The organism is Polaromonas sp. P3_C2, from assembly GCF_056402675.1.
In genome coordinates this window covers 1-629 of sequence record NZ_JBFUGX010001211.1, presented here as the reverse complement: position 1 = coordinate 629, position 629 = coordinate 1, and the positions used below count along the sequence as shown (strand labels likewise).

The window sequence follows — 629 nt, the reverse complement described above, 5'->3', positions numbered from 1 at the left end:
CTCCAGCGGCCACAAGATCGACTGGCGTTGGGTCAAGGGGCATGCCGGCGACCCGGGCAACGAGCGTGCCGACGCACTGGCCAACAAAGGTGTGGAACGCGCGCTCGGCCGCTTGTAACAAAGACCTGGCTGGGAGTCTGAAGACGGGGCGGGAACGCGCGCGCAAAAACACGCACCAAGCAGCCAAGGCCCACGTAAAAATTGCAAGCCCCGGGCGCACCATAAGCGTACATAGCATCCGTGCCGTTTTGGTCGCCCAGGGCGTTTGGTAAAGCCGTTGTAAAGCTACCGCGCTTACCCTGTGCAAAGGCCAGAAAAAGGCTGCGCGCGCCATGGTGTCCTGCTACATTGGAAGTTTGTATCTCTTTGTATAACAAGTTTTCCTCCCCATGGCATCAAAAGCAATTTACACAGCGGTCGCGATAGCGGGCATTGCGGTCGCCTCGGGTGCTGCCTGGTGGGTGCAAAAACCCAAGGCGCAGGGCGGTGCGGCCGAGTCTTCGCCGGTTGCCTCGACGGGCCAGGGCGCCGGCAATGGCACCAACGGCGCCGCCGCCGGAAAACCGGTGACCGTGGAAGCCGCGAAGGTGGAACTCGCCAGATTGTCGGATGACACCTCGGCCGTGGGC

General features: G+C 62.0%; 1 protein-coding gene and 1 pseudogene. Both read left to right on the top strand.

Annotation, left to right across the window (positions count from 1 at the left end; genetic code table 11):
* Positions 1–118 (top strand): RNase H family protein (locus AC1DWI_RS25655; protein WP_477726254.1); only part of this gene is annotated, 118 nt, incomplete at its 5' end.
* Positions 119–389: 271 nt separating this feature from the next.
* Positions 390–629 (top strand): annotated as a pseudogene (locus AC1DWI_RS25650) (efflux RND transporter periplasmic adaptor subunit); the annotation flags it as partial.